This is a genomic window from Sinorhizobium sp. 7-81, assembly GCF_030124405.1.
Lineage (GTDB): Bacteria > Pseudomonadota > Alphaproteobacteria > Rhizobiales > Rhizobiaceae > Sinorhizobium > Sinorhizobium psoraleae.
Genome location: NZ_JASKLT010000001.1, coordinates 1,062,481 through 1,089,064, shown reverse-complemented (window position 1 = coordinate 1,089,064; position 26,584 = coordinate 1,062,481). Strand labels below are relative to the sequence as shown.

General features: G+C 61.3%; 25 protein-coding genes, 1 tRNA gene and 1 pseudogene. 16 read left to right on the top strand and 11 right to left on the bottom strand.

The features are described from left to right. Positions 1-58: 58 nt before the first annotated feature. From QN224_RS05245 to QN224_RS05235, 3 genes are read left to right on the top strand one after another with little or no spacing between them, the layout of a single operon-like run. Entirely contained in the window at positions 59-1,009 is a 951-nt protein-coding gene (locus QN224_RS05245; RefSeq protein WP_283975806.1) for an ABC transporter permease, read from the top strand. After that, positions 1,006-1,869 carry an ABC transporter permease gene (locus QN224_RS05240; protein WP_283975805.1) on the top strand — a complete coding sequence of 288 codons (864 nt, stop codon included), beginning with the start codon at positions 1,006-1,008 and terminating at the stop codon, positions 1,867-1,869. Before QN224_RS05245 ends, QN224_RS05240 begins: the two co-directional genes overlap by 4 nt. Next, the gene (locus QN224_RS05235; protein ID WP_283975804.1) at positions 1,869-3,524 is read left to right on the top strand and encodes an ABC transporter ATP-binding protein; all 1,656 of its coding nucleotides are present in this window, start codon (positions 1,869-1,871) and stop codon (positions 3,522-3,524) included. The genes QN224_RS05240 and QN224_RS05235 overlap by 1 nt, the downstream gene beginning before the upstream one ends. Before the next feature lie 179 nt (positions 3,525-3,703). Here the strand turns inward: QN224_RS05235 and QN224_RS05230 are convergent, their stop codons facing one another. Further along, a complete protein-coding gene (locus QN224_RS05230; protein WP_283975803.1) occupies positions 3,704-4,180 on the bottom strand; it encodes an Lrp/AsnC family transcriptional regulator in 477 nt (158 codons plus the stop codon). Between the two features lie 235 nt (positions 4,181-4,415). Here QN224_RS05230 and QN224_RS05225 point away from each other — a divergent pair, with 235 nt between their 5' ends. Next, on the top strand, positions 4,416-5,741 hold the full coding sequence (locus QN224_RS05225; RefSeq protein ID WP_283975802.1) for an FAD-binding oxidoreductase: 1,326 nt from the start codon (positions 4,416-4,418) through the stop codon (positions 5,739-5,741). Positions 5,742-6,372: 631 nt separating this feature from the next. On the opposite strand, the gene QN224_RS05220 is transcribed toward QN224_RS05225, so the two are convergent. Continuing rightward, entirely contained in the window at positions 6,373-6,837 is a 465-nt protein-coding gene (locus QN224_RS05220; protein WP_283975801.1) for an Lrp/AsnC family transcriptional regulator, read from the bottom strand. A gap of 124 nt (positions 6,838-6,961) precedes the next feature. Between QN224_RS05220 and alr the strand changes: the two are divergent. The 3 genes and pseudogenes from alr to QN224_RS05205 all read left to right on the top strand — a co-directional run bounded on the left by alr (position 6,962) and on the right by QN224_RS05205 (position 9,756). Then, a pseudogene (alr, locus tag QN224_RS05215) lies at positions 6,962-8,109 on the top strand (alanine racemase). Between the two features lie 21 nt (positions 8,110-8,130). Further along, positions 8,131-9,381, top strand: coding sequence for a D-amino acid dehydrogenase (locus tag QN224_RS05210; RefSeq protein ID WP_283975800.1), 1,251 nt, complete (start codon positions 8,131-8,133; stop codon positions 9,379-9,381). Positions 9,382-9,417: 36 nt separating this feature from the next. Then, on the top strand, positions 9,418-9,756 hold the full coding sequence (locus QN224_RS05205; RefSeq protein ID WP_283975799.1) for a Rid family detoxifying hydrolase: 339 nt from the start codon (positions 9,418-9,420) through the stop codon (positions 9,754-9,756). Between the two features lie 128 nt (positions 9,757-9,884). Here the strand turns inward: QN224_RS05205 and otnC are convergent, their stop codons facing one another. The 3 genes from otnC to QN224_RS05190 form a co-directional block, all read right to left on the bottom strand. Further along, positions 9,885-10,526, bottom strand: a complete 642-nt coding sequence (gene otnC / locus QN224_RS05200; protein WP_283975798.1) for a 3-oxo-tetronate 4-phosphate decarboxylase — start codon at positions 10,524-10,526, stop codon at positions 9,885-9,887. After that, positions 10,523-11,785, bottom strand: coding sequence for a 3-oxo-tetronate kinase (gene otnK / locus QN224_RS05195; RefSeq protein WP_283976100.1), 1,263 nt, complete (start codon positions 11,783-11,785; stop codon positions 10,523-10,525). The genes otnC and otnK overlap by 4 nt, the downstream gene beginning before the upstream one ends. A gap of 178 nt (positions 11,786-11,963) precedes the next feature. Continuing rightward, the gene (locus QN224_RS05190) at positions 11,964-12,668 is read right to left on the bottom strand and encodes an aspartate/glutamate racemase family protein (RefSeq protein ID WP_283975797.1); all 705 of its coding nucleotides are present in this window, start codon (positions 12,666-12,668) and stop codon (positions 11,964-11,966) included. 524 nt (positions 12,669-13,192) lie between these two features. On the opposite strand from QN224_RS05190, the gene QN224_RS05185 reads away from it, so the two are divergent. From QN224_RS05185 to QN224_RS05165, 5 genes are read left to right on the top strand one after another with little or no spacing between them, the layout of a single operon-like run. Then, positions 13,193-14,515 carry an FAD-binding oxidoreductase gene (locus QN224_RS05185; protein ID WP_283975796.1) on the top strand — a complete coding sequence of 441 codons (1,323 nt, stop codon included), beginning with the start codon at positions 13,193-13,195 and terminating at the stop codon, positions 14,513-14,515. Positions 14,516-14,566: 51 nt separating this feature from the next. Next, the gene (locus QN224_RS05180; RefSeq protein WP_283975795.1) at positions 14,567-15,694 is read left to right on the top strand and encodes an FAD-dependent oxidoreductase; all 1,128 of its coding nucleotides are present in this window, start codon (positions 14,567-14,569) and stop codon (positions 15,692-15,694) included. Further along, on the top strand, positions 15,675-15,977 hold the full coding sequence (locus QN224_RS05175) for a (2Fe-2S)-binding protein (protein ID WP_283975794.1): 303 nt from the start codon (positions 15,675-15,677) through the stop codon (positions 15,975-15,977). Before QN224_RS05180 ends, QN224_RS05175 begins: the two co-directional genes overlap by 20 nt. Further along, positions 15,974-17,494 carry an FAD-dependent oxidoreductase gene (locus QN224_RS05170; protein WP_283975793.1) on the top strand — a complete coding sequence of 507 codons (1,521 nt, stop codon included), beginning with the start codon at positions 15,974-15,976 and terminating at the stop codon, positions 17,492-17,494. The genes QN224_RS05175 and QN224_RS05170 overlap by 4 nt, the downstream gene beginning before the upstream one ends. Beyond that, complete coding sequence (locus tag QN224_RS05165; RefSeq protein ID WP_283975792.1) at positions 17,491-18,918, top strand: aldehyde dehydrogenase family protein; 1,428 nt, start codon at positions 17,491-17,493, stop codon at positions 18,916-18,918. The genes QN224_RS05170 and QN224_RS05165 overlap by 4 nt, the downstream gene beginning before the upstream one ends. Positions 18,919-19,158: 240 nt before the next feature. Here QN224_RS05165 and QN224_RS05160 read toward each other — a convergent pair whose 3' ends face one another. The 4 genes from QN224_RS05160 to QN224_RS05145 all read right to left on the bottom strand — a co-directional run bounded on the left by QN224_RS05160 (position 19,159) and on the right by QN224_RS05145 (position 21,733). After that, the gene (locus QN224_RS05160; protein ID WP_283975791.1) at positions 19,159-19,515 is read right to left on the bottom strand and encodes a cupin domain-containing protein; all 357 of its coding nucleotides are present in this window, start codon (positions 19,513-19,515) and stop codon (positions 19,159-19,161) included. 661 nt (positions 19,516-20,176) lie between these two features. Further along, a complete protein-coding gene (locus QN224_RS05155; protein ID WP_283975790.1) occupies positions 20,177-20,833 on the bottom strand; it encodes a site-specific integrase in 657 nt (218 codons plus the stop codon). A 1-nt stretch (position 20,834) separates the two neighbouring features. Next, a complete protein-coding gene (locus QN224_RS05150) occupies positions 20,835-21,479 on the bottom strand; it encodes an integrase arm-type DNA-binding domain-containing protein (RefSeq protein ID WP_283975789.1) in 645 nt (214 codons plus the stop codon). A gap of 164 nt (positions 21,480-21,643) precedes the next feature. Then, positions 21,644-21,733, bottom strand: a tRNA-Ser gene (locus tag QN224_RS05145). Positions 21,734-22,192: 459 nt separating this feature from the next. Between QN224_RS05145 and QN224_RS05140 the strand changes: the two genes are divergently transcribed. The 3 genes from QN224_RS05140 to QN224_RS05130 all read left to right on the top strand — a co-directional run bounded on the left by QN224_RS05140 (position 22,193) and on the right by QN224_RS05130 (position 24,432). Continuing rightward, positions 22,193-22,549, top strand: a complete 357-nt coding sequence (locus tag QN224_RS05140; protein ID WP_283975788.1) for a PilZ domain-containing protein — start codon at positions 22,193-22,195, stop codon at positions 22,547-22,549. Between the two features lie 220 nt (positions 22,550-22,769). Next, on the top strand, positions 22,770-23,195 hold the full coding sequence (locus tag QN224_RS05135) for a PilZ domain-containing protein (RefSeq protein ID WP_173510449.1): 426 nt from the start codon (positions 22,770-22,772) through the stop codon (positions 23,193-23,195). 112 nt (positions 23,196-23,307) lie between these two features. Beyond that, on the top strand, positions 23,308-24,432 hold the full coding sequence (locus tag QN224_RS05130; RefSeq protein ID WP_283975787.1) for a pyridoxal phosphate-dependent aminotransferase: 1,125 nt from the start codon (positions 23,308-23,310) through the stop codon (positions 24,430-24,432). 85 nt (positions 24,433-24,517) lie between these two features. On the opposite strand, the gene QN224_RS05125 is transcribed toward QN224_RS05130, so the two are convergent. Beyond that, the gene (locus tag QN224_RS05125; protein ID WP_173511480.1) at positions 24,518-24,784 is read right to left on the bottom strand and encodes a sel1 repeat family protein; all 267 of its coding nucleotides are present in this window, start codon (positions 24,782-24,784) and stop codon (positions 24,518-24,520) included. Positions 24,785-25,387: 603 nt separating this feature from the next. Here QN224_RS05125 and QN224_RS05120 point away from each other — a divergent pair. Next, positions 25,388-25,729 (top strand): DUF2147 domain-containing protein, encoded by a 342-nt coding sequence (locus QN224_RS05120; RefSeq protein WP_283975786.1) that lies wholly within the window; start codon positions 25,388-25,390, stop codon positions 25,727-25,729. Positions 25,730-25,778: 49 nt separating this feature from the next. On the opposite strand, the gene QN224_RS05115 is transcribed toward QN224_RS05120, so the two are convergent. Next, positions 25,779-26,480: a glutathione S-transferase N-terminal domain-containing protein gene (locus QN224_RS05115; protein WP_283975785.1), complete on the bottom strand. Its 702-nt coding sequence runs from the start codon at positions 26,478-26,480 to the stop codon at positions 25,779-25,781. Positions 26,481-26,584: the final 104 nt, after the last annotated feature.

The following is a 26,584-nucleotide window of genomic DNA, read 5'->3' as shown; positions in this document are numbered from 1 at the left end:
CACTGCGGCCCCTGGCATTATGGTTTGAACCTGTCTTGAAAGCCGAAAGGGAGCGCGCGTGAACAACCGGGTCCTATCCCTTGTGTTGAGCAGATTGCTCATCGCCCTGATCACCCTGGTGATCGTCTCCTTTGCCGTCTTCTTCGCGACGACGCTGCTGCCGGGGGACACCGCGTCGATCCTCCTCGGTCAGGCCGCCACGCCGGAGGCCGTCGAAGGTCTGCGCAAGGCGATGCATCTCGACGAGCCGGCAATCTTCCGTTTCCTGCGCTGGATCGTTGGTCTCGTGCAGGGCGACCTCGGTACCTCCTATGCGAACGAGATGCCGGTCGCAGATCTGATCGGCGGGCGCTTTGTCAACACGCTGATGCTCGCGGGCGTCACCGCGCTCTTCTCCGTGCCGATCGCGCTCACCCTTGGGATTACCGCGGCCATGCTGCGCGGCTCGCTCTATGACCGCGCCGTCACCGTGTTGACGATCGGCGTCATCTCGGTGCCGGAATTCATGATAGCGACCTCAGCCGTGCTGATCTTCGCCGTCTACCTGAAATGGCTGCCGGCGCTCTCCTTTGCCAATGAAGTCACGTCGCTGACCGATCTGCTGCGCATCTATGCCATGCCGGTGATCACGCTGACCTTCGGTGTCTCGGCGCAGATGATCCGAATGACACGGGCAGCAGTGATCGAGACGCTGAATACGCCCTATGTCGAGATGGCACTGCTCAAGGGCGCCTCGCGGCCGCGCATGGTTTTTCGCCATGCGCTCCCCAACGCGCTGGGGCCGATCATCAATGCCGTTGCGCTTTCGCTCTCGTATCTGGTCGGCGGCGTCATCATCGTCGAGACGATCTTCAACTATCCGGGAATCGCCAAGCTGATGGTCGATGCCGTCGCCACCCGCGATCTGCCGTTGATACAGAGCTGCGCGATGATTTTCTGTCTCGGCTACCTGCTCCTGATCACGACAGCCGACATTATCGCCATCCTTTCCAATCCGAGGCTCCGATGACAATGACCCATTCTGAGACCAAGTCTGCCCGGATGTCCGGAACCCGGCTCGGCTATCGCTTCAATATCGTCGGGATGGTCGGCCTTTCGATCATCCTTTGCTGGGCGCTCGTTGCGATCGTCGCGCCGCTGATCATCCCCTACCCGGTCGGGGAGATCGTCGACCTCGATTACTTCGGACCGATGAGCCGCGACTTCTGGCTCGGCTCCGATTACCTCGGCCGCGACATGCTTTCGCGGATTCTGATGGGTGCCCGCTATACGGTCGGCATCTCGCTTGCGGCAGTCACCATCGCCTGTTTCAGCGGCGTGGTCCTCGGTATGATCGCGGCGGTCGCCGGCGGCTGGCTCGACACGGTGCTGAGCCGCTTCCTCGACGCGCTCAACTCGATCCCGAGCAAGCTCTTCGGTCTCGTGGTGGTCGCCGCCGTCGGCTCCTCCATTCCGGTGCTGATCCTGACGCTGTCGGTGATCTACATACCTGGCGCCTATCGCTTCGCGCGCGCCCTCGCCGTCAACATCAATGCGATGGATTTCATCACCGTCGCCCGCATCCGCGGCGAAAGCACCCTCTATCTGATCCGCTCGGAAATCCTGCCGAACATCGTCGGGCCGGTGCTCGCCGACCTCGGTATCCGCTTCGTCTTCATCGTTCTCCTGCTCTCCGGCCTCTCCTTCCTCGGCCTTGGCGTCCAGCCGCCCTATGCCGACTGGGGGGCTCTCGTGCGCGAGAACATCGGCGGCCTGCCCTTTGGCGCACCGGCGGTGATGGCTCCCTCCTTTGCGATCGCCAGCCTCACCATCAGCGTTAACCTGCTGATCGACAACCTGCCCAAGAAGATCCGCGATCGGAGCGAATGATGGTCAATCTCGTAGAAATCCGCGACCTGAAGGTCGAAGCCACCACCGATTCCGGTCGCCGCGTTGAGATCATTAACGGCGTCAGCTTCGACATCGCCGAGGGCGAGATCGTGGCGCTGATCGGCGAAAGCGGCTCCGGCAAGACCACGATCGCGCTCACGCTAATGGGCCATGCCCGCCCCGGCTGTCGTATATCCGGCGGCAGCGTCTCTGTCGCCGGAAAGGATATGGTGACGCTGAGCGAAAAGCAGCGCGCGAGGGTGCGCGGCACCGAAGTCACCTATGTTCCGCAATCCGCCGCCGCCGCATTTAACCCGGCCGCCACCATCATGGACCAGGTGATCGAGATCACCCGCATCCACCAGCTGATGTCGTCCGACGAGGCGCGCGCCAAGGCGGTCGATCTCTTCCGCGCGCTGTCGCTGCCCGAACCGGAGACGATCGGCAGCCGCTATCCGCATCAGGTCTCCGGCGGGCAGTTGCAGCGCCTCTCCGCCGCCATGGCGCTGATCGGCGACCCGAAGCTGGTGATCTTCGACGAGCCTACGACAGCGCTCGACGTGACGACTCAGATCGAGGTGCTGCGCGCCTTTAAGTCGGTCATGAAGGCCGGCGGCATTGCCGGCGTCTACGTCTCGCACGACCTCGCGGTCGTCGCCCAGATCGCCGATCGCATTGTCGTCCTGAGGGGCGGCGAAATGCAGGAGACCGGTACGACGCAAGAGATCCTCAACGGCGCCAAGCACCCCTATACGCGCGAGTTGCTTGCCGCCTTCGAGCCAAAACCACGCGGCGCCGCGGACGCGGCCGATACCGTCCCGGCACCACTTCTGACGATCGAAGACCTCGTCGCCGGCTACGGCCCGCGTCAGGCGGACGGCCTGCCGCTCGTGCGCGCGGTCGAGCATGTCACCCTCAAGGTCGAGAAGGGCCGTAACCTCGGCATCATCGGCGAATCCGGTTGTGGCAAGTCCACGCTCGCCCGTGCCATTGCCGGCATCCTGCCGGCCGCTGTAGGCAAGGTCGTCTTCGACGGCAAGGAGCTCGGTCCGAGCGCCCGCGAACGCTCGCGCGAACAGCTGCGCGAGATGCAGATCGTCTTCCAATATGCCGATACGGCGCTCAACCCCGCGAAATCCGTCGAGGACATCTTGGCCCGGCCGCTTGCTTTCTATCACGGGATGAATGCGAAGGCGCGTAGCGCTCGCATCGACGAGCTGCTCGACATGGTGCGCCTGCCGCGCAACCTGCGTCATCGCAGGCCGGCGGAGCTTTCGGGCGGGCAGAAGCAGCGAGTCAACTTCGCCCGCGCGCTCGCCGCCGAGCCGAAGCTGATCCTTTGCGACGAAATCACCTCGGCGCTCGATACGGTGGTCGCCGCCGCCGTCATCGACCTGCTCAAGGAATTGCAGCGCGAGCTCGGTCTTTCCTACATCTTCATCAGCCATGACCTCTCCGTGGTGGAGGCGATCTGCGACGAGATCGTCGTGATGTATGGCGGCAGAAAGGTAGAGGAAATCACGCCGGCCAATGTCAAGACACCTCAGCACCCCTATTCGCAACTGCTCTTTTCGTCGGTGCCAAAACTCGATCCCGCTTGGCTCGATGGGCTCGAGCAGGATCCGGAGCTGGTCCGGGCCTATTGCCGGCGCTAAGGCGCGGGCACGCTCCGCGAGACGTGCCGACTCATCCCAAGCTGCTGGCCATCCCTCTGAACCGAAAGCGGACCGAAGACGACGCATGACGACATCGTGCTTTGTCGCCTGGGCTCCGGAGAAGCGGGCAAAATCGCGAGCGCCGGCTGCGCAAGCCGGTGCAAACCGATCCGAAGATCCTACAGCCGAAACAGGCTGGTCAGCGGCATGTGCGCCTTGACAATCGGCGATTTCAGCACGACGAAGCTGAAATATTTGTCGATGCCGACGTCCATGTCGGTGAGACGCTCCATGATCGTCTGGTATTCGCCGATCCCGGCGGTGACGAATTTCAGCAGATAGTCGTAGCCGCCGGACACCAGATGGCATTCGATCACGTGGTCGACCTTCTCGATCGCCGCAAGGAAGCGGGCGAAGTCGATCTGCCGGTGGTTCTTCAGCGTGATCTCGGTGAAGACCGTCAGTGTCTGCCCCAACTTGCCGACGTTGATCTGTGCCGAATAACCCTCAATATACCCCTCCGACTGCAATTTCTTCACCCGCATCAGGCAGGGGCTCGGCGACAGGTTGACCAGCTCGGCGAGTTCCACATTGGTGATGCGGCCATTCTTCTGCAGTTCGTACAGAATCTTGATGTCGATCCGGTCGAGTTTCATCGCACGCGCCTCCCCGCGGTTGTGAGGTCCGAGCCGCAGCAGATTATGCCGCGATCTTCCCGATGATGACCCTAACACATTGCCGTCACGTGTCGATTCCGTTTCGCTTGTTCGCCCTAAGCAGGAAGGACTGTGATCCTCCAGCAAGACAGAATCTTCTGCTGCCGGGTCGCCGGTCTCCGGCAGCGACGAGGCAATAGAATCTGTAGACTGCACTCATAACGGAGACCGACCCATGCCCGCACCGCTGAAACTTGTCGATACATCGCCGGAACTGCCCGAGGCCGCCGATGCCGTGGTGATCGGCGGCGGCATTGTCGGCGTATTTGCGGCCTATTACCTTGCTCGCCGCGGAATGAAGGTCGCCCTCGTTGAGAAGGGACGGATCGGCGCCGAACAGTCGAGTCGCAACTGGGGTTGGTGCCGCCAGCAGAACCGGGACGCCCGCGAATTGCCGATGGCGACGAAGAGCCTCGATCTTTGGGAGCGTTTCGCCGCCGAGAGCGGCGAGGACACCGGTTTCCGCCGCTGCGGGCTGCTCTACCTCAGCAATAGCGAAGAGGAACTGGCCGGCTGGGCACGCTGGCGCGATTTCGCCCGGACCGTCGGCGTCACCACCCATATGCTCGACAGCGCCCAGGCGACCGAGCGCGGCCGCGCAACCGGTAAGCCATGGAAGGGCGGCGTCTTTTCGCCGACCGATGGCACCGCCGATCCGGCAAGCGCGGCACCCGCGGTCGCGCGTGCGATCCTGAAGCTTGGCGGCACCGTGCACCAGTCGTGCGCCGCCCGCGGCATAGAGACAGAAGGCGGTCGCCTATCCGGTGTCGTCACCGAGCATGGCACCATTCGCACGAAAACGGCCGTCCTCGCCGGCGGCGCCTGGGCCTCCTCCTTCTGCCGCCAGCTAGGTATCCGCTTTCCGCAGGCCGCTATCCGCTCGTCGATCCTTGCCGTCTCGCCGGGCGCCATCGGCCTTCCGGATGCGCTGCATACAGCCGCTGTTTCGGTGACGCGCCGCGCCGACGGCGGCTATACACTCGCCATCAGCGGCCGCGGCCGCGTCGACCCGACGCCGCAGCAACTCAGGTTCTCGCCGCAATTTCTGCCGATGTTCGTCAAACGCTGGCGCAGCCTGGCGCTAGGCGGGCTTGAGGGCTTCCGCTCCGGCCATGAGACCTTGGCCCGCTGGCGACTGGACGCCCCTACGCCGATGGAGCGCATGCGCATCCTTGATCCCGCGGTCGATAAGGCCACCATTCGTCTCACCCATTCGCGCGCACTCGACCTCCTGCCTCCCCTGAAGAACACCAGCATCGCCGCCGCATGGGCGGGCTATATCGACAGCACGCCGGACGGGGTCCCGGGCATCGGCGAAATCGCCGCCGTACCGGGTTTCATCCTAGCCGCCGGCTTCAGCGGGCACGGCTTCGGTATCGGTCCGGGCGCCGGCCACTTGATCGCGGACATTGTCACGGGTGATGAGCCGATCTCCGATCCCCGTCCCTACCATCCAGAGCGCTTTCAAAAATCTGCTTGGGGCAAAGTCGCTGATTTTTAAAGCCAGCCTCGAGCACATCGAAGACGAATGCGGCGGAAACCCATTCCTGGTCGTGCAATCGAGTCGGGGCTTCGCCTGCAATGCCTCATGGATGCTTTTCCTCCCCTATGCGGACAAATCCGAACGTGTGGCCGATCTCGTCTGTCAGCAGCCATGACTGGCTCGGCCAAGCGAGAAAAATGCCCACAATTCTATATCAACGGGGAATGGATCGAGCTCACGACATCAAGAGCACTCGAGGTCATCATCCCTCGACCGAGCAGCCGGTAGCGACGATCGGACTTGGCAGCGCCGCAGGGCTGTGGCCAGCCATGTGATCAGCATTTTGTACCGAGGGGAGGCCACCTTCTGGGGGAAATCAAACGCGTACGCTCTGACTTTACAAGAAAAGCGTTAGCTAGATTAGCTTTAGATCGCCCAGCTGCCGCAGCCCAACCCGCATATATGCGTCTAAGATATCAATCGTTGGATGGAGACCTGAACGCAAGCACAGCAAAGCCGTCCACATGCATGTTCCCTTCCCCTCCTCCCAGTGTAGATTGGCTGCCGTTGAAGAGGTCCGCGGCGTCGTGTCGTGCAAGGCGGCGGTAGAAACGATGCGCGTCCAGAGGAGGGATCGAAGTCGGAACGGTCACCGTCGCGCCTTCGAACGAGTGGCCAGCACGTTGCGAATGGAGAAGCTTGAATGGATTCTCAGGACGCCCGGCAGCGTCGAGAGAATTTCCTTATGGATTCTCTCGAACTCACTCGCGCCCGCCACCTCCACCCGAAGCAGATAGTCCGAGCCGCCGGTCATCAGAAAGCATTCGCGGATTTCCGGATGCTTTCGCACGGCGGCTTCGAAACGATCGAGGTGTTCCTCGGTCTGCCGCTCGAGCGTGATGTTGATAATTACCGCCATCGTGTCCTCGGAACTCCCGCTGTCCACCAGGGCCGTGTAGCCGCGGATGACGCCGGCTTCCTCGAGCAATCTTATGCGCCGCAGACAAGCCGAGGGTGAGAGGCCAACTTCCTCCGCCAGGCGCGCATTGCTCATTCGGGCATTCAGCCGCAGCAGGCGCAGGATATTGCGGTCGATCGCATCAATCGCGGCCATGCATAATCTTCCATTTGTTCGCAGGTTATTCGCTCGAAGGTCATACAATGAAATGATCGATCAGAACTAGATGGGATATTCAACGAATGCTTCAATATGTTCCCATGCAACGAGAGGGTTGCGCATGGACGGTCATGCTTTGCATGTTCAAAGTCGGGAAGCAGACGCTGGCGCTGGGGCTTCCGGCTACCTGACCATTGACCTTGCCGCATTGCGTAGGAACTACCAGAAGCTTTCGGCGACAGTCGCACCTGCAACGGCCGCCGCCGTCGTCAAGGCCGACGCTTATGGCCTTGGTGCTCAGCAGGTCTCCAAGGCGCTCCATGCGCAGGGCTGCCGACATTTCTTCGTTGCGCAACTCTTGGAGGCGATCAAACTCAGACCGCTGTTGCCGAGCGACACGCAGATATTGGTTCTCAACGGGCTGCAGCCCGGAGCAGAGATCAGCTGCGCCAAGGCCCACATTGTTCCGGTTCTCAACTCTCTCGAGCAATTCCGACGGTGGTCACTGACGGCGCAGAAGCTCGGATGCGTACTTCCGGCCGTCCTGCAGTTCGACACCGGCATGTCTCGTCTGGGCGTCCCGCCGGAGGAAAGAAGTGCGCTTGCAGCCGAACTCGCGGCTTGTGGGAACATCGAAATCCGCTTCATCATGAGCCATCTCGCCTGCGCCGACGAGGTCGACAACACGCAGAATGCCGATCAGCTCGCTGAGATGCGCCTTATCGCCGCCGAGTTTGCAGACCTCGATGTCTGCTTTGCCAATTCGGGCGGCGTCTTTCTTGGCGGCGACTATCATGGCGTCCTCACGCGCCCCGGTATCGCCCTCTACGGTGGCGCGCCCATTGCCGGCAGACCCAATCCCATGGAGCCGGTCGTCCGGCTCGACGCGTCGTCATCCAGACAAGGACGGTTCCCGCTGGAACCCGTGTTGGATACGGCGGTGCGCACGTGACCTCCGCAGAGACCAGGCTCGCTACAATCCCCGCTGGCTATGCCGACGGTCTTCCCCGCAGTCTCAGCGATCGCGGCGCCGTTTTCTACGATGGCTTTCGCCTGCCGATCGTCGGCCGTGTCTCGATGGACAGCATCACGGTGGATATCACCACGGTGGATATCACCACCCTGCCCGAGGGCATGCTGTCCCTCGGTAGCCTTGTCGAGGTTGTCGGCCCCCACCAGACGCTGGAGGACGTCGCCCAGGCCGCCGGCACGATCTCCTACGAAATCCTGACCAGCCTCGGCCATCGCTACGAACGTCGGTATCGCTGAGAAGACATCATCGAGGAAACCATGAAAGTCATCGTTCTCGGCGCCGGCGTGATCGGCGTGACCAGCGCCTACCAGCTTGCCAAGGCCGGACACGAGGTCATCGTGGTCGACCGCCAACAGGGCCCGGCTCTTGAAACCAGCTTCGCCAATGCAGGTGAAGTCTCTTTCGGCTATTGCTCGCCCTGGGCCGCACCGGGCATCCCGGCGAAGGCGCTGAAATGGCTCTTCATGGAACACGCGCCGCTGATCCTGCGCCCGAAGCTCGATCGCCCTATGCTCGCCTGGATGGTGCAGATGCTCAGAAACTGCACCGCTGAACGCTACGCGATCAACAAGGGCCGGATGCTGCGTCTTGCGGCGTACAGCCGGACCTCGCTGGCGGAAGTGCGGGCGGAGACCGGCATTGCCTATGACGAGCGCATGCAAGGCACTCTGCAGCTCTTCAGGACGCAGCAGCAGCTCGACGCCTCCCGCAAGGACGTCAAGGCGCTCGCCGCCGACGGCGTGCCTTACAAGGTGCTCGACCGTGACGGCTGCATCCGGGTCGAGCCCGCCTTGAAGCATGTCCGCGAGAAAATCGTCGGCGGGCTGCTGACACCGAAGGATGAGACGGGTGACTGCTTCAAATTCACCAACGCGCTCGCCGCCAAGGCAGCAGCACTTGGCGTCCGCTTCGCCTATGGAACGCAAATCAAGGGACTGGGTGTCGAGAATGGCCGCGTGCGCGGAGTTCTGACCCACCGCGAAACGATGACCGCGGACGCTGTCGTGGTTGCCCTCGGCAGCTACTCGCCCCTGCTCCTCAAGCCGCTCGGCATCAAGCTGCCTGTCTATCCCGTCAAGGGCTATTCGCTGACGATCCCGATCACCGACCCGTCGCGCGCACCGGAATCGACGGTCATGGACGAGACCTACAAGATCGCGATCACCAGGCTGGGCGACCGTATCCGCGTCGGCGGCATGGCGGAAATCTCAGGCTACACGAATGACCTCGGCCACGCTCGGCGTCGCACCCTCGATCATTCGGTAACGGACCTGTTCCCGGGTGGGGACCTGCAAAGGGCTTCCTTCTGGTCGGGGCTGCGGCCCATGACCCCCGACGGGACGCCAGTGATCGGCCCAACGAAAATCGCCGGCCTCTTCCTGAACACCGGCCACGGGACGCTGGGTTGGACGATGAGCTGCGGCTCGGCGCGGCTCATCAGTGATCTGGTCAGCGGGCGGAAGCCGGAAATCGACGCGGCCGATCTCGCGATCAGCCGCTACAGGTGATCCCTTGTTGGAAGCAAAAGTGAACTGGAGGTATGAATGATTGAGGCGGTAACAACATCTGACGCACCGGGCGCCATCGGCCCCTTCTCGCAGGCAATCAAAGTGGGCAGTTTGCTTTTCGTCTCGGGGCAACTGCCGATCGATCCGGCAACCGGAGAGTTCGTCTCGAACGATCCTGTCGAGCAGGCAAGGCAGTGTTTGAAAAACATCGCCGCTATCGCCGAAGCGGCGGGATCGGGAATCCAGAGGACCGTCAAGACGACCGTGCTGTTGACGGACCTTTCCCGGTTCGCCGACATCAACAATGTCTACGCGACCTTCTTCCCTCCTCTACGGATGGCATCGCCGGCTAAGGCAGCCGAACGGCTGCCTTAGGTGCCTTATGTCCACGGTGTTTCTCTGTAGCTTGGCATCTAACTTAGATATTCGCCCAGAGGCCAGCCGACTTCGTGGCCTGATGTCCTCCCCGAGCTACGCAAGCATGGAGCCTGGACGCGGAGGGGCTAATACGCGCTGAAAACGGACTTGAGCTCAACCACGTTTTCATCCGACAACAAGCGCGTTGGCAGGCCACGCAGCATGAGGAGCAGTTTCGCGGTCTCTTCCAGTTCCTCCGCCGCATAGACGGCCGAGGAAATATCTTTGCCGGTGACGACCGGGCCGTGATTTGCGAGAAGCACCGCAGCATATTTCCCCCCGAGCGCCCGGATCAAATCTCCCGCCTTCTCATCTCCCGGCCGCACGTATTCCAAGAGTTTGACCTGGCCCACGCACATCACCACGTATGGGGTGAGCGGCGGGATGCAATCGTCAGGATCGATGTCGGTGAAACAGGAGAGCGCGGTTGCATAGGTTGAATGAAGGTGAACCACCGCTCCGGTCTGTGGCCGCGTTTCATAAAATGCCTTGTGCAGAGAAATTTCCTTGGATGGTCTGTCTCCTGATAGGTGCCGACCATCACGCGTGACTTTGCTGATCTTGGCGGGATCTAGAAAGCCAAGACAGGAGTTCGTGGGTGTCATGAGGATGACGTCATCAACGGCCGCGCTGATGTTGCCTGCGGAACCGACCGAGAACCCACGTTCATAGAGCGACCGCGACAAGCGTACGATATCCTCGCGGATTCTGTTTTCAGAGCTACTCAACTTGCTTTCAACCTTTCCAACGCTTTGACGAAGAAATCGGCAGAGCCGAAGTTGCCGGACTTCAGGGCAAGAGCGATCGGCTTGTCGCCATGGGAAAGGAGGACTGGCACGCCTGGATCAATTTCCTGCCCGATCGTCAGCGCGCCAAGATCCAGAGCCGATACGATTGCGCCAGACGTTTCGCCGCCAGCAACGACCAACCGTGTCACACCCGATCGAACCAGCTTGATGGCTGTGTCGGCAAAGAGGGCGTCGAGCTTGGCGGCGACTTCTTCGCGACCATACTTCGCCTGCAGGGCCTTGACTTTTTCAGGCGTACCGGAGGAGTAGGCGAGCGGAGCTTGGCCGTGATTGCGCGTTATAAATTCTACGAGGTGGTCGGAGGTGGTTTCGCCGCTCATCACCTTGTCGACGTCGATGGCTAGCGTCGGGTGGTTTTGCTTATGGACATCGATCTGGCCGCGGGTCGCACCAGAGCAGCTTCCCGCCAGGATGGCTTCCGGCCCGTTTGTTCCAATCAACCTGCCAGAGTTTCCTGAAGCGAGGCCGCGCCGAATGAAATTCTCAGCTAGACCAATCGCTATGCCAGACCCGCCTGTTACCAGCTTGTGGTCGGCAATCGCTGACCCGATTGTGATCAGATCCTGATCGGATGTCGCATCGACGATCACCAACGTATCATCCTTCGCGGCAAGCGCAGCGGCGACTTCTTCGGCACCCTTGCGAACCGTATCCAGCGCGACGTGCCCAACGGACGATCGGGTCTGGTATCGCAGCCATCGGCGAATGTCGGGGTCCGTCATGGGTGTAAGCGGATGGTTCTGCATGCCGGATTCACTCAGAAGCCGGTCATGGACGAACAGGTGCGCCATGTAGACAGTGCGGCCAGCACCTGGGAAAGCCGGGCATGCAACAACGCTTTTCACATCGAGCGCGGCCGCAAGCGCTTCGCCCACGGGTCCAATGTTGCCTTCACGCGTGGAATCGAACGTCGAGCAGTACTTGAAGACGATCTGACGGCAGCCTTGAGCCAGAAGCCAGTTCAAGGCATCAATGGATTGCGCTATCGCCACCTCGACTGGAACAGTTCGGCTTTTCAGGGCAACCACACCCGCCTCGACGTCGGCAGCTGCAGCGGTTTTCGGTACGCCGAGAAACTGCGCGGTGCGCAGTCCACCGTTAGGCGCCACGCCCTTTGCAATTGTGTTTGCAATATCGCTTGCGCCGGTAAAATCGTCGGCGATCACTCCTAAAAACACTTCCTTTCCCTTCTCCCCGCGCACACCACCCGATGGGGCGGCTTGCAGCAAACTGTCTCTTTCCGCCGATGCCGCGCCGCCTGATGCGCGAAGCCTTCTTTGGTCACTGCTTTGCGATCAGATCGCGCAGGTTCACGACGGCCTGTTCGGAACTGCTGAAAACCGGCAAACCGCTGCTCTAACTTTGCGCACTTTCCTGGACGCGGGAGCGCGCGTTTAGTGCGGAGGACATGTGCAGCACACCAAGTTCAGGGCTAGTAAGTACTGGCACCGATGCCTCGCTCATCTCATTTAGAGCATTTGCCATTGATGCTTGAGCAAGAACAACCACGTCGACGCTGCCCACGAGCGAAGCGAGGCCTTCACGTATCATCGCATCATGCGCCGCCCTGTCCCCGTTTCGCAATTTATCAAAGGCTCCTTCACAAAGACGACCGGTCACGGAAACGTTATGACCTATTCTTTGAGCATGGCGTTCAATTAGGCGGGTTGTGGGGTTCATTGTTGTTGCCAGAGTTGCAAGGACGCCAATTCGGTTCCCGCGCTGGATCGCCTCAATCGCCATCCCATCATCTATACGGAAGAGGGGTACGGGGCAGAGCGGCACTGCCGCATCCACTGCAGGACCGAGCGAGGAACAGGTGACGAGGACCGCCGAAGCCCCCGCATCCACCGCCGACCAAATGTGAGTCGCAAGCCGCCGCATAGTTTGACGTGACAGCACGCCTTCGCGAATCGTGTTCCCCAGCAGGCTCTCATCTAACATGTTGAACGTGCGCCAACCGGGCAGATGGAGACCAACGAGTTCGTTGAACGCGGGGATGATCCCGTGGACCGTGTGGATCATGGCAAGCGCAGGGGACGCATGAATGTCTGTAGTCATGGCTTACATCTCTATTTTTGATTGTGCACGCTCTTCAATTTGAGCCTGTAACAGCAGGGGTGATATGAACCCGATCGCGGCGTGCTACGACCGGAAGTCGATTCAAAACCACTGTCGTCAGACGATGCTCCGTAACTTACCTGCTCAACAGCCGAAGTTTTGACTGTCGTGCCGCCGAACACGGAACTTTCCGCCGTCCCCGCATTCTCATTCGATGCATGCTGCTCGCCTTCCTCCGGTAGCTTCACATGAGCTCACTTCGAGGACGCGCCATGACACCAATCTTTGATCCAGGTAGTCTGCCCCTGCCCATCGGGCATTTCATCTGCGACCGGCTGCTTCCGGCCGAAGATGTCATCGATATCTATCGCCCGTCGGACGGCAAGGCCTAGGCGCTTCCCGCCCGGCTCGCACCGTCGTTCCAAGTCGATGCGATTGCCGTCATTGCCTCAGATGCTTCTGCCGGAGGGGCAGCAAACAGTGCGGTACAGATCGGCCGCCAAAATAAGTTCAGGTCAGCCTCTATGTCTCCAATTGTCAAACGCATACAGAACGATCAACAGCTTCCCGCCAAGGCGGATGTCGTCGTCATCGGCGGCGGCATCATTGGTGCAACGGCAGCTTTCTTTCTCGCGGAACGGGGGCTGTCGGTCGCTCTGGTCGAAAAAGGCCATGTCGGCTGCGAGCAGTCGAGCCGCAATTGGGGTTGGTGCCGCCAACAGAACCGAGATGAGCGCGAACTGCCGCTTTCGGGTGTGGCGCTGCGGCTATGGGATGAGTTTGAGTCCAAAATCGGAGAGGACGTCGGCTTCCGCCGATGCGGTTTGCTTTACGCTACGGACAATCCCCGGCAACTGGCGGAATGGGAAGCATGGCGTGATACGGCCCGCCAGTTCAACGTCAATACCAGGATGCTGAGTGCCGGAGAAGCGGCTGCTGCAATTCCGGCGAACGGTCGCCGATGGCTGGGCGGAGTGCATTCGATCGATGACGGCAAGGGCGAACCCGCCATCGCCGCGCCGACGATCGCGAACGGCGCTCGCAAATTCGGGGCGACGATCCACCAGGAGTGCGCTGCCCGAGGCCTCGATCTGGTCAATGGAGCGGTAGCGGGGGTGATCACCGAAAAGGGGACCATCCGGACACAAGCCGTTCTTTGCGCAGGCGGTGCCTGGACGTCCATGTTTTGTCGCCAGCACGGAGTTCTGTTTCCGCAGGCGAGCGTGCGCCAGACAGCACTTCGTACGCGGCCAACAGCGGATCTGGGCGAAGCGATCTATACGCCGGAGTGTGCGCTGACCCGCCGGTTGGATGGCAGCTACACGCTTGCGATCAGCGGCAGGGCGATGCTCGATATCACCCCACAAGGCATTCGCTACGCCCCCTGGTTCATGCCGATGTTCATGAAGCGCCTGAAAGCGGTGCAGTTCGGCATCGGCAAATCCTTCCTCCATGGTCCGGAGGCATTCGGTAGCTTGAACAAGAGTAAACCGTCGGCCTTCGAGCGGATGCGCGTTCTTGACCCGCCGCCGAGCCGTCGCACGATCGCGGCTATTTTGAAACGGGTCACCGAGCAGTTCCCTGCGCTGGCAGGCGTCGAAGTCGCCGACAGCTGGGGGGCGTACGTGGATTTCACGCCGGACGCGGTGCCGGTCATCTCGCCGGCCGATGGTGTGAAGGGCCTCTACCTGGCCGCGGGCTGCTCCGGCCACGGCTTCGGCCTTGGCCCGGGTATCGGACGCCTGGCGGCCGACTTGGTTGCCAATGATACACCCTGTGTTGACCCCACCCCCTTCCGCCTGTCGCGCCTCCTTGATGGTTCGAAAGTCAAAGTCGGCGCCATCTGAGGCCAGATCCGGAGAAGGCCGTGGGGATACGCGCCGAGGGAAGCTAGCGGAATGGATTACGACGTAATCGTCATCGGCGGCGGGCTGGTAGGCGTATCGATAGCCTGGGGTCTGGCGAAGTGCGGGCAAAGGGTTGCAATCGTCGACGAGGGCGACGTGGCAAACAGGGCCGCCCGGGCGAATTTCGGTCTCGTGTGGAGCTCAAGCAAGGGCCTCGGCAACGCCGCCTATTCGCGGTGGTCGCGAACCTCGACGGCGAACTGGCACCGGCTGGCAGCCGAACTCAAGGCCGAAACCGGTATCGATACCGGCTTTGTCCAGTCGGGCGGCTTCTCAATTCGGCTCACGCCAACGGAACTGAAACGCGGGATCGCATCGATGACGAAGCTCGCCGGCCAACCAGGAATGGACGCGGAAGGAACGCCGCCGCTCGAATATGAGATACTCGACCAGGCGGAGACGCGCCGCCGCTTGCCTCTCGTCGGGGAGACGGTGGCAGGCGCGATTTTCAGCCCGCTCGATGGACACGCAAACCCGCTGCGGCTGTTCGCTGGATTTCACAAGGCGCTGCAGCAGCGTGGCGTTCACTATTTTCCGCATCGGAAGACGACCGCGCTCCGCCATCGCGGCGGCGCCTTCGAACTGGCTGGGGACGGATGGAGGCTCGGTGCCGGCAAGGTCGTGCTTGCGGCCGGCATCGGCAATACTGCTCTCGCCCCGATGGTTGGGCTGAGCGTTCCGCTCTCGCCCAGCCGCGGCCAGATCATCGTCACCGAGCGGCTGAAGCACTTCCTCAGCCATGCCACCGGCTTTCTGCGGCAGACAGACGAGGGCTCTGTACTGATCGGCGAGAGCAAGGAGGCGACGATCGATCATCAGCGACCGCGAGGACCTATCACCGCAGTTCTGGCCGAACGCGCCCTACGCACCTTCCCATTGCTCAGGGACGCCAAGGCGGTGCGGATCTGGGCCGCGTTCCGTGTAGTGACGCCCGACGGCTACCCCATTTACGAGCAGTCGGAGAGGTTTCCAGGTGCGTTTGCATTCGCCTGCCATTCCGGCGTGACGCTGGCGGCGAACCATGCGCTGGTCCTGCCGCGGCAAATTTCGGCCGGGGCGCTTTCTCAGGATCTTTCCGTATTTCATTCCCGGAGGTTCCATGTTCCGGCGGCTGTCTGACAGAAAAGAGAGCTCGGTCTCATTCACATTCAACGGCGTGCCGACCATGGCCCGCCAAGGGGATAGCGTTGCCGCTGCACTGTTGGCCGCGGGACATTGCAGCACGCGGCGCACCCCGGTGTCCGGCGCCGCCCGCGGTCCTTACTGCATGATGGGTGTGTGCTTCGAATGCCTGGTCAAGGTCGATGGCCGGCCGAACCGGCAGGCTTGCCTGACCACCGTGGTGGAGGGCATGCGGGTCGAAACACAGGATGGCGCGGCCATACCGGGGCAGGAAGAATGATTCAAAACATTCAGTCTGCCGCCGATCTCGCTCCTGCCTATGACCTCGTCGTCGTTGGCGCCGGGCCCGCCGGTCTTTCGGCAGCGATCGAAGCGTCGACCCACGGCCTCGCCGTATTGCTGGTCGACGAAAACGAAGCGCCCGGCGGCCAGATCTATCGGTCGGTCGACCGTGCTTCGGACGCCGATCTCGCGCGCATGGGGCCGGACTACGCTGCCGGTCGGATGCTCATCGAGCGGTTCCGGGGCGCAGACTTGAGCTATGCCCGCCGGGCGACGGTGTGGAACGTCGGGCCCGCTGACGAGGAAACTGGTGACGGCGCGCATGCGCTCGAGGTCGGGATCTCGCTCGGCGGCATTGCTCGGCCGATCGCCGCCCATCGAGTGATTCTCGCGACCGGCGCGCTCGAGCGTCCGTTCCCATTCCCGGGGTGGACCATGCCCGGCGTCATGGCGGCGGGAGCGGCGCAGATCCTGATGAAGTCGTCAGGCCTGGCGCCCGCGGGACGGACCATCCTCGCCGGGACCGGGCCGCTGCTGTATTTGCTGGCAAGCCAACTTCTGCGGGCAGGCGTGTCCGTGATAGCGGTCGTCGATACCACGCCGGTCGAGAACTGGCGCTTGGCCCTGCCTCACGTGCTTAGCTTTGCCATGTCGGCCTATGCACTCAAGGGCCTGAAGCTCCTCATGGACGTTCACCGTCGAACCCGTGTCATCCGCGGCGTGACCGCGCTCGAGGCGGTCGGTTCCGCACAATTCAGCGCCTTGCGGGTCCATCGCGGCAACAAGTCCCTGCACATTGAAGGCGACCTGCTCCTTCTGCACCAGGGGGTCGCGCCGAACCTCAATCTCACGCTGGCAGCCGGGTGCGACTACGTCTGGGACGAGCGGCTGGCAGCCTTCCGCCCGGCCGTCGACGTTCGCGGCGCGAGTTCGGTCCCGGGGGTTTCAATCGCTGGTGATGCGGCGGGAATTGTCGGGGCGGTTGCTTCGGCTCACCAAGGAGAACTCGCGGCCCTGTCTGCGGCGCTCGACCTAAATCGCATTGGCCAGGGTGCCTACCAACAGCGCCGGAACCAACTCGCGCGAAAGCTCGCGCGAGCCCTCAGGGGCAGGACTTTCATCGAGCATCGGTTCCGTCCCGGCAAAAGGTTTCGCGTGCCCGAGGACGGCGGCACCATCGTCTGCCGCTGCGAAGAAATTGCAGCCGGCAAGCTGCGTGAAGTTGCTGCGCTCGGCGTGCCGGGCCCCAACCAAATGAAGGCGTTCACACGATGCGGAATGGGACCATGTCAGGGCCGGCTGTGCGGTCTGACCGCGGTTGAACTGCTGGCGCAATGCCGTGGCGTTGCGCCCGGAGAGGTCGGTTACTATCGGCTACGCCCACCCATTAAACCTGTGACGCTCGGCGAGCTCGCCGCTTTGCCGCACACGGAGGCAGCCATCGTCGCTGTCGCCGGATTCGTGGAACGGGCCGCAGATGGGGCGCAGGACGTCATACATGGGAGCGACCAATGAAACATGCCGACAAGTTCTATATCGACGGTGAGTGGGTCGAGCCGTCCGTGTCGAAAACACTTGAGGTAATCGATCCCTCGACGGAGCAGCCGATGGGTACGATCGCACTCGGCAGTGCCGCCGACGCGGACAAGGCGGTCGCGGCCGCGCGGCGGGCCTTTGCCTCCTTCTCGCAGACGTCCAAGCAAGAGCGCGTCGAACTGCTGAAACGCATTGTAACGATCCTGAAGCGCCGCAATGACGAGCTCGGCGACATCATCTCGCGGGAAATGGGCGCGCCGCTTGCCATGGCCCGGGCCGAACAGGCCGGCCTCGGCGCCGCTCATTTCGAGCAGACGATCAAGGCCTTCGATACCTTCGCCTTCGAGTATATGCAGGGCTCGACCCGCATCGTGCACGAGCCGGTCGGCGTCGTCGGAATGATCACGCCGTGGAACTGGCCGCTCAACCAGATCGCCTGCAAGGTGGCTCCGGCGCTCGCCGCGGGATGCACCATGGTGCTGAAACCCTCGGAGATCGCCCCGTTCAGCGCCATCCTCTTCGCCGAAATCATGGATGAGGCCGGCGTACCGAAGGGTGCCTTCAACCTCGTCCAGGGCGACGGGCCGACGGTCGGTGCGATGCTCGCCAGCCATCCGGACGTCGACATGGTGTCCTTTACCGGCTCGACGCGCGCCGGCGTCGCCGTGGCGCAGGCAGCGGCCCCGACCGTCACGCGGGTGCATCAGGAACTCGGCGGCAAGTCGCCAAACATCATCCTGCGGAGCGCCGACTTCTCAGCCGCGGTCGGCGCCGGCGTGCGCCGATGCTTCGGCAATTCCGGCCAAACCTGCACTGCGCCAACGCGGCTGCTGGTGCCTGCGGAGCGAATGGAGGAAGCAAGCTCAATCGCCGCGAGGGAAGCGGCTGCGCTCGTTGTCGGTCCCCCCTCGGATCCGCGCACCGACCTCGGACCAGTCGCAAGCGCCGCCCAGTTCGACAAGATCCAGGCGTTGATCGAACGCGGCATCGCGGAAGGAGCGGAGCTCGTCGCCGGTGGCCCTGGCCGCCCTTCGCATCTCAATGCGGGCTATTACGTGCGCCCGACGGTGTTTGCCCGCGTCACCAATCAGATGACGATTGCGCGGGAGGAAATCTTCGGCCCGGTGCTGTCGATCATCGGTTATGACAGCGAAGAGGAAGCAATCGCGATCGCCAACGATACGCCCTACGGCCTGGCAGCCTACATTCAGGGCGATCCGAAGGAAGCGCGGGCGCTCGCAGGCAGGCTGCGCACCGGCACCGTTCGCCTTAACAGCTCCGCCTGGGACAGCGCCGCCCCTTTCGGCGGCTACAAGCAATCCGGCAACGGTCGGGAATACGGGAAGTTCGGACTGCACGAGTTTACCGAGATCAAGGGCATCGTCGGCTTCTCGAACGAGTGAATGTTCAAAATAGGTGTGCCCGGTCCGGATGCCTGGCGCACATCGCGCCTGATATTGGCCCCCTCGCGCGCATAAGCAGGAGATGCTCGCGAGCCACGGCGGTTACACGGCCGGCATGACAGCACCGGGAGCGCCGTCTTTCGGGCACTCACTGCGCGCCGAACCGCGTCAAGGTTTCTGAAGTCGCCTCATCCGGAAGGCTCAGGTGCGCCTATAGTCGGGCGCACCTGAGTTTTGCTGTCACTCGTAAACACAAACGTAGATCTTGCGTACAGTCTCGATCGTACGCCAAACACCGACGAACCCCGGCTTCATGACGAAGCTGTCACCAGCGCGATAGGTCTTCGTCTCGCCGCCCTTCTCCTCGATTTCCACGAGGCCTGAAATGATGTGGCAGAATTCGTAGGTGGTCCCCTTGATCGAATGATGCTCGCCAGGCGTCGCCTCCCAGACGCCGGTCAGCACCTTCTCTCCCTTCGAGGCATCCTGTGCCCAGGTCTTGAAGAATGGATTCCCCGAAATGAGCCGTTCCGGTGCGGGAACCGCGTCCTTTGGGGTGAAGTCCGGATTCGTGTCGATAGTAATCAACAGTGACATGTCATGGTCCTTATTTGGTTCGCGGGTTGCCGGATCGAAAGGGCGATTAAATATTTTCCGGCGCGGCGCGCCGGATGTTTTGAATGACGATGCTGCCTTGGCGGTTGAGCCAGCGATGTGCCTCTGAGCTGGGTCGGGCGTCACTCAGAATAGGGCGATGCAGGAGTTGGCTTTGCCAAATAGAGCGTCGGTTTAGCAGATAATTTCAAAAATTCGCCGCGAACCAGCGAACCTGCCCGCCCCTTGCGCCAGCTGTCGCCGCGCCTGCGACACAGCGGCAAGTTTCTTGCCCGAGCTCCGCGCCGGCCACGGCATCGTCGCCGTTGAGGGCATCGCTCCTTTTTGCACAACGGTGCAGTCCAGTTTCAGCATGTAGCCTGACCTCATCTGTTGCCGGGAACACCGTGAACCGGCAGTGCGCAATGACGGCTCTTGTCTGCAAACGCCGCCATTTAGCGCTTTAGGCGCCTAATTACGCTCCCCACCCATTCGAGACGCTCGGTGGCCGACCGATGCGCCGGCCCAACGGTGCCTTGAGGGACGCAGGCGGCGCTGAGAATTCGCAAAACGAGCTCGCGGCAGACCGCCATGATCAGATTTAGGGTGCGACAACTGCAGGAAGCGGCTCGGCCGCAAGTGGGAGTCGTCATCGCGGCGACAGTTATCCTCGCCGTCTGGCTCTTGGCTCTAAAGTTACAGCCTCTACCTCCTTTAGGTTTTTCCTCGGTCCGTGAAGCAACTCCTCGGCCGCAGGCATATCCTTGAGGATCAGGTCGGCCCATAGCTGCGCGAGTTCCTTGCGGCGATGCAAGTGCTCCGCCCGGTTATACGCGCCCTCGACCTTGTCTTTCGGCGTGTGAGCGAGCATCAGGTCGATAATCTGGCGATCAGCCGGATATCGTTCATTCATGATCGTCGAGAACGTCGAGCGGAAGCCATGCGGCACGTGCTTGTGATGGTAGCCGGCCCGGTTCAAGAGGTACCCCAGTGCGTTTTCGGACATCGCCTTATGCGCGTGCCGTCCGTTCGGCAGGGCGAACGGGCACCTGCCTGTGATCGAGCGCAGAACCGCAACGGTTTCCATCGCCTGGCTAGACATCGGAACGAGATGATCGCGTTCCTCATCGTCCTTGTGCTGCAGCTTGAGCTTCATGCGGGCGGCAGGTATCTGCCAAACCGGATCGTCCTCATCGAGGCCGTTCCACTCTGTCCAAGGCGTCGTAATCAGCGTGCCCGGGCGCACTGCGGTCAGCACCAGTAGCCGCAGGCCGAGTTTCGTCACGGGATGCGATGGCGTCTTCCACGCCGCCAGCAGCATCTCACGCGCCTTCCATGTCGGTAATGGCGGGCTGCCGACCCTTCTTCATGGGCGCCAACGCCTCACGAACGACGGCGGCTGGATCTTGTGTCGCCCTGCCCGATACGATCGCATACACGAAGACAGATGAGAGCCGCTGCCGGATTCGCCGGGCCGTTTCCTTTGCGTCCCGCTTCTCCACCAACCGAAGAACCGCCAGCACGGTCGGTGCATCGATGTCGCGGATCGGCATCTTGCCGATGATCGGAAACACATCCTTCACCAGCGAGTCCAGAACGTCTTCCGCGTGCCTTGGGACCCAGTGCGGCTTTTGCAGCTCGTGCCACTCTCGGGCGATAACCTCAAAGGTGTCGGCCGTCTGCTTCTTGCCAATGAGCTTTTCGACCTTCTTAACGACGCTGGGGTCCCGCCCGGCTTTGAGCGTATCCTTGGCGCTCTCCCTCTCAGCCCGCGCGTCGGCGAGCGATACGTCGGGATAATTTCCGATGACGAGCGTCTTTTCCTTCCCGTCGAAGCGGTACCGCAGACGCCATGATTTTGTGCCGGTGCGGAGAACGAAAAGGTTAAGTCCGCCGCCGTCGGCGAGTTTGTAGTCCTTTTCCTCTTTTTTTGCGTTCTTGATCTGCTTGTCCGTTAAAGCACTCATGCGCCCTGATACCCACATTTTCCGAATCCAGTACCCACAAAGATACCCACAAATGCGCGGGTAGCAGTCGAGATCGATGGGAACCGATAGGAAACTAGAAGCAGCAAAAAACGCGGCAAATCAAGGCCGTGTGGGTGTGGATAAGAAGCTGTAGGAAGAGTCGATGGCGGAGAAGAAGGGATTCGAACCCTCGATACCGTTTCCGGTATACTCCCTTAGCAGGGGAGCGCCTTCGACCACTCGGCCACCTCTCCGTTAGCGCCTGACTAGTGTCACCGCGTCATCAATGCAAGATTTTTTTGTCAGATTTCAGGAAATCACACGATTTTCATCCTTGGCGGCGCATTGGTCGACGCTTTGTCAGGACGCATGAACACCGGCTCGTCGTGGGCAGCGTCGTCGGGCTGCGTCTCGGGAATAAGCCCAACACCTTCGAGGCAACGACCGATCTTATATATTGGCGCGTGCACCCGTGTTTGGAATATCCGGGCGCCGGCTCTCGCGGGTCGTAGCCCCTGGGGAAACATTGCTCTTGCCGGCGAGACAACGTCCGGCCCCGCGAAATCCGAAGCTCTCGCAAAGGGCGCCGCCTTCGCAAGGCCGAAGCAAGGCCGTCCGCGGAAAATAGCCGCCACGCCGTCGAGCGGTCATTCCGGCGGAAGCCGACCGCAACCGCGTGGTGGATAGAAGAATCGGCATTTTCGGAGGCTGCGATGTCGATGATCATGCATGTCGCGCTGGCAAAGCCCGGCCAAGCCGCGGCCGTGTACCAGCATTATTTCATCGAGCGTCCATGCCGCATCCTCGTGATCGGTAAGCAACTGAAGGCGAAGACCAAATATCAATGCCTGCTTCGGCATATCTCGATTGGTGGCGCGATGCTCGACTTCAATGCCGCAATCATGCTGCCGAAGCACTTCTTCCTGGAAATCGACGGCTTCAAAGAGGAGATCGGCTGCGCCGAGGTCCATCGTAGCGGCACGGAGCTTGGCGTGCGCTTCAATATGCTACTTGCCCAAGACTTTCTGCGCCGGCTGATCCGGTTGCAATTTTCCAGCGGCGGCCTCTAAGCGCCACGCGACGTTCCCGTCGGGAACTTGCGGCGTCACTCAATTAAGCAAGCTCATTAGATTCTTATCGATTGCCTTCAAGGGATTGCAAGTTTCCCGCTGGAGACTGTTGAGAAGCCCTCCTGCCTTTTGCAGGCAGTGGGAGGCACCGGCAAATGACTTGTCCGGGCTTCGTGGAAACGCAATCGCCGCTTCATGCGGGGCTTCCGGAGTATGACGCATGCTGCAGTCGACCATGTATTCGCTCGCGCCCTCGCTGCTCTACGAGCGTCGATACGAGCGCTTTTCGATCGGCCAGGCCGGCACGCTGATGTCGGTGCGGCCGGCGCTCGGCGGCGTCTCCATACGCGCCTGCAAAATGATCGACATCTCGCGCGGCGGAGCGAGCTTTTCCGTGAGCACGACGATTGGGCTATCGCAGCACTATTATCTCCATATCGTCGGGACGAAATTTCGCATCGGATGCGCCGAAGTCTACCGCAAGGGAGAGCGCATCGGCGTGCAATTCATCAAGGCGATCGACGAGGCATTCCTGCACGAAATCGTGCGCGGCGAGTTTTTCACCGGTCAGAACAGGAAGACTCAATCCGGTCTGGCGTCGGTTTCGCGTCGTCCTGCATCCGTCAACTGGGGCTTCGTCGAGTAACGCCGTGCCTAAGGTGCAGGCAGGTCGATCTTTTCCGCAAAATCGATTCCGGTTCCCGCACATATGCGATAAGTTCCGCGGCGTTTTGTTCGAACGGGGTTCAGTTTCTCGCATGTCCGCATTCTCACGCTTCACGCCGCTTATCCAGTCTTTGCCAGCAACCATCCCCTTCGTTGGGCCTGAAGCGATTGAGCGTCAGCGCGGCCGTAAGGTCGCGGCACGCATCGGCGCCAATGAAAGCGGATTCGGTCCGGCAAATTCGGTGCTGCTCGCCATGCAGCAAGCGGCCGGCGAGACGTGGAAATATGCCGACCCCGAAAACTACGACTTGAAGCAGGCCCTCGCCGGGCATCTGGGAATCTCTCCCGCCAACATTGCCATCGGCGAAGGCATAGACGGGCTGCTCGGCCAGATCGTCCGCCTTATCATCGAGCCCGGCATGCCGGTCGTGACGTCGTTCGGAGCCTATCCTACATTCAACTATCATGTCGCCGGGCACGGCGGGCGCCTGGTCACAGTTCCTTATGTCGACGATAGGGAGGATCTCGATGGCTTGCTCGCCGCCGTCAAGCGCGAGAACGCACCGCTCGTCTACTTCGCCAACCCGGACAACCCGATGGGGAGCTGGTGGCCGGCCGATCGAATCGTCGAATTTGCACATGCCTTGCCGGAAACGACGCTGCTCATCCTCGACGAAGCCTATAGCGAGACGGCGCCGCCGGAATCGATACCCACGATCGACAGCTTGAGCGACAAGCCGAACGTCGTACGCACGCGCACCTTTTCCAAGGCCTATGGCCTTGCCGGATCGCGCGTCGGCTACGCGCTTGCGACACCCGGCACGGCCGCGGCGTTCGACAAGATCCGCAATCATTTCGGAATGAATCGTGTCGGCGTGGCCGCAGCGATTGCTGCTCTCGCCGACCAGCACTACCTCAGACAAGTCATTGCGAGGATAACGGAGTCACGCGATCGAATCTCTGCGATAGCGCGCGACAACGGGCTCAAACCATTGCCGTCGGCCACCAATTTCGTGGCCATCGATTGCGGACGCGACGCGACCCACGCGCGAGCGATCGTCGACCGCCTGATGAGCGATCACGGTGTTTTCATCCGCATGCCGGGTGTTGCCCCGCTCAATCGCTGCATCCGGGTCAGCACCGGACCCGAGGCTGAAATGAACCTGCTCGAGGCTGCCCTGCCCGACGTTCTCGGGAGCCTGGCAGCGAGCAGCTAGCGCTCAACTGATCGAGCAAGGAGGCCAGCGGGTGTCCCCGCAAAGTCTCTGCGCGGTCAGGAAAAAAGCACGGCCTGCGCGTTCATCAATGTACCGTCATCCATTCGCGTGCCGCGCGCAATGCGTGGGCTAGATCGGTTTTGCTCATCGTTGCCGCCAGGTCGGCGCGCAGGTCCGCGGCGCGGTCCGAGCCCTTGATGGCGGCAATGTTCAGCCACTTGTGGGCGGCAACCAGATCGACCGGCCGTCCACGGCCCGTCGCGTAGGCTAGGCCCATTTCACAAAATACGTCCGCTTGGTTTTCACCACCCATTGCGGCATCTGAAGCGAGCTGCATTTCAAAGCGTGCCATTGTCTTGTCCCTGTCTTGCCTGATTGATGTCTTGCCTGATCCGGCTGAAGCGGCCCGCCCCTTGGGGCGGACCTTGCTCCAGATCAGCATTTGTTTTTGTCCCTGTTCAGTCGCGCCTCTTTGCGGGCCTTCCGAAAAACGCACCGTCTTTTGCAGTGTCGCTTTCGGCGGTTCGGCGGGTTGTTTTCTCCGCTCGTCTTATGGATTGAAGTATGCCGTACGGCCTTCAATGCTCGCTTAAAATGCATGCTTAATTTGACGCAAACAAAGTTCAAACGGTTGGTAAATTTGAGTTTTCATTAAGCATCGGATCGCCTGGAACAGCGTGGATTTGCCTCAAAATTTACGAAATATTCAACTGCGGATTTCAACCAAACGCTAACCACACAAACAGCATCAACCGGCCGAACCAGCGACCTTCGCCAATTTTCCGCGGCTCTCCGGCACGCGACAAACGTAATTCCAGCGACGTTGCGGATATTTACCTTTACGTACGCGTAAGCTACGGTTTCGCCCGGCGGTGGGAGACCGCTCGTTATAAGGCGTTCAGGGTGAGCCGGTACACGCCACAATACCGGCCGCTTTTCTTATCGGAGGAATTGAATGATTCGCACATTGCTCATCGCAGCGGCCGTTGCCTTCGGCACCGCCTGCTCGGCCATTGCCGCAGAACCGATCGTCGGCAACTGGAAGACTGCAAGCGGCGCCACGGCCGAAATCGCACCGTGCGGCGGCGCATATTGCGTTACCTTGAAAACCGGAAAGCACGCGGGCAAGCGCATCGGCAATCTCACCGGAACCGACGGCAGCTATAGCGGCGAACTCACCGATCCGGAAAACGACAAGACCTATAGCGGCTCGGGTGCAGTCAACGGCAATTCGCTGAAGATGAAAGGCTGTGTGCTGAAGGTGCTTTGCAAATCGCAGACCTGGACGCGTCTGTAACGCGTCGAGATCATGAGGGGCACCGCTCATCGCGGTTCCCCTCTTCATTTCAACGGGCGCGCTGCCCAAACAAGATCTTCTGCGCTTCCTGATCCTCGGCCAGGCTCTGCTGGCGGGCGCGCTCCTCCTTGCCCACTTCGATCGCCTTCTGGACAGCCGGTCGCGCAAGCACCGCCTCGAACCAGCGCTTCAGATTCGGGAAATCATTCAAGTCCTGTCCTTGGTTCTCGTGCGGGATCACCCAGCCGATGCAGGCCATGTCCGCGATGGAATAGTCGCCGGCGAGGAACGGCCTATCGGCAAGACGCTTGTTCATCACGCCATACAGACGGTTCGCCTCGTTGGTATAGCGGTTGATCGCGTATTCGATCTTCTCCGGAGCATATTGGCGGAAATGATGGGCCTGTCCCGCCATGGGGCCGAGGCCGCCCATCTGCCAGAAGAGCCATTGATCGACTTCGACGCGGGCCCGCTCGTCGGCAGGATAAAACTTGCCGTATTTGCGCCCGAGATATTGCAGGATCGCCCCCGACTCGAACACCGATATCGGCTGGCCGCCCGGACCATCGGGGTCGATGATCGCCGGCATTCGATTGTTGGGTGCGATCTTCAGGAAATCCGGAGCGAACTGTTCGCCTCGTCCGATATTGATGTATTTGACCACGTAAGGAACGCCGAGTTCCTCCAGCATGATCGTGATCTTCCAGCCGTTTGGGGTCGGCCAGTAATAAAGCTCGATCGGAGCAGTCATCCTGTTTCTCCTGAGGTTGCAAGAGTAGAGAGGTAGGCATGCCTGCTGCCGCCGGCAAGACTACAGCTCCGTGCGCCTTTTCAGACGCGCAACGGTCGCTGTGG